This is a genomic window from Mesoflavibacter sp. CH_XMU1422-2 (assembly GCF_037029245.1).
Taxonomy (GTDB): Bacteria; Bacteroidota; Bacteroidia; order Flavobacteriales; family Flavobacteriaceae; genus Mesoflavibacter; species Mesoflavibacter zeaxanthinifaciens.
In genome coordinates, this window is the sequence record NZ_JAYMEE010000045.1 from 1 (window position 1) to 1696 (window position 1696).

General features: G+C 33.5%; 2 protein-coding genes. Both read left to right on the top strand.

Going from position 1 to position 1696, the window contains the following annotated elements; translation table 11 throughout:
* Nucleotides 1-121: 121 nt before the first annotated feature.
* Nucleotides 122-586, top strand: a complete 465-nt coding sequence (locus tag WA340_RS05930) for a DUF1877 family protein (protein ID WP_336127864.1) — start codon at nt 122-124, stop codon at nt 584-586.
* Between the two features lie 173 nt (nt 587-759).
* Complete coding sequence (locus WA340_RS05935; protein ID WP_336127865.1) at nt 760-1476, top strand: suppressor of fused domain protein; 717 nt, start codon at nt 760-762, stop codon at nt 1474-1476.
* Nucleotides 1477-1696: the final 220 nt, after the last annotated feature.

Consider the following 1696-nt stretch of genomic DNA (forward strand, 5'->3'; position numbering starts at 1 on the left):
AATTCATTGCAATTTTCTATCTTTCAGTCTAAATCGGAAAATCGTAACCGATTTTCCGCAACTGAAATTTATACGCTAACGTTGTACGCAATTTGCGCTACTTATCAAAAACTAACTGAAATTGGGAATTGTTTGCGAATTATACAGATTACCTGACTCTGAAATTGAGGAATTAAAAAAACTTGATATTGACGATACGGAAGAATATCTTGATGAAAAATTTGCTTTTGTGGATTCAGAATATCATAGGCAAAACGATACGGTGTTTTCAATGGATAAAGGTTGGGGAATAGCACGATTCTTAATTCAAGAATGCGACAACTCGCCGAATAAAATTTTATCGAAATTAAATGACCGATTTATAAAATCTGACGACGTTAAGCTTGTCAACAAAGAATTGGAATCAATCGAAATTGAGGATTTGAAAAATGTTTACGACCAAGAAAAGCTAATTGCGAATCACGTTTATCGAGGTAAATATGAAATTAATTGGGATTATATAAATAATTGGCACTTGAAATTATACAAATCTGGATTTAAAAAAGCATCGGAATTGAATAGCGGTATTGCAATAAATTATAATTGAATGAAAAAAACTGCGTACAACAACGGCTATAGTTCATTACGGCTGAAATTCCTAATCGGAATTTCGAGCCTTTTTGCTAAATTTATGGTTACGGCGGAATGATACTCGCGTACCATTCCGTAACGAAACCATAGCCAAAACCGTTGCCAGTAATATTGAGAAACCGAAATCGAATGAAAATTATCAACTGTAAAACAATATTGCTGATTTTAATTTCAACTTTCGCTCATTCCCAAAATAAAGAGAAAAAAATGAATAAAAATGTCCCAAATAGTGTTGAAATAGTTGACAATCATTTAGACCAATTTTTTGACAAAGATGCCGACATCAAAGTATTTGACGAAATAGAATCTGAAACAATCCATCGAGATATATACTTCATCAAAGCAACAGACGACAGACCATATCATATTTTATTGAGTTGTGGAATGAGTGCTTTACCAATGACAATTCCAGAAGATATTGAATCATCAGAATTTGCTGAAATTATGATTTTACTTCCAAAAGAGTGGAATTTGCAATATGAATCTTTCAGCGATGAAAAAAACTATTGGCCAATTAGGATTATGAAAGAAATTATGATGTCACCTCACGAGAATAAAACTTGGTTTGGATATGGACACACTTACGGACACGAAGAAGGCGAGGAATTTGCGGAAGGAATTGGCTTTAATTCTATAATGTTGGCTTATTCAATGGAATTGTCCGACGATTTTACTCAAATAGAATTAGAAAATGAAAAAGCGGTTGACATTTACACGCTAATTCCACTATACAAAGAAGAACTGGAGTTTAAGAAAAAGAATGGAGCGAGTGCTTTACTTGAACGCTTTGACAAATTTGGAATTGAGGAAATTGTAGAAATTGGAAGAAAGAATGTTTGTAAATAAAAAAATACTACTGGCAACAATGTATAACCGCAATTACGGCGGATTCGACTACGTCCGAATCCACTCGGAATTGCTAAAGTCAGTACCAAACCGAAAATTAACGCATATTAACCCGTAACTGACGGTTATACGAGACCGTTAGCAAACAGCTGAAAATGATCTACCCAAAAATTATAATCGGAGTTGGAATCTTGATCGGAATTATTCTTTTTAAGAAAAC

What these genes read in the sequence shown, in the direction of transcription:
- WA340_RS05935 (WP_336127865.1), top strand. Translation starts at nt 760, where the DNA reads ATGAAAATTATCAACTGTAAAACAATATTGCTGATTTTAATTTCAACT.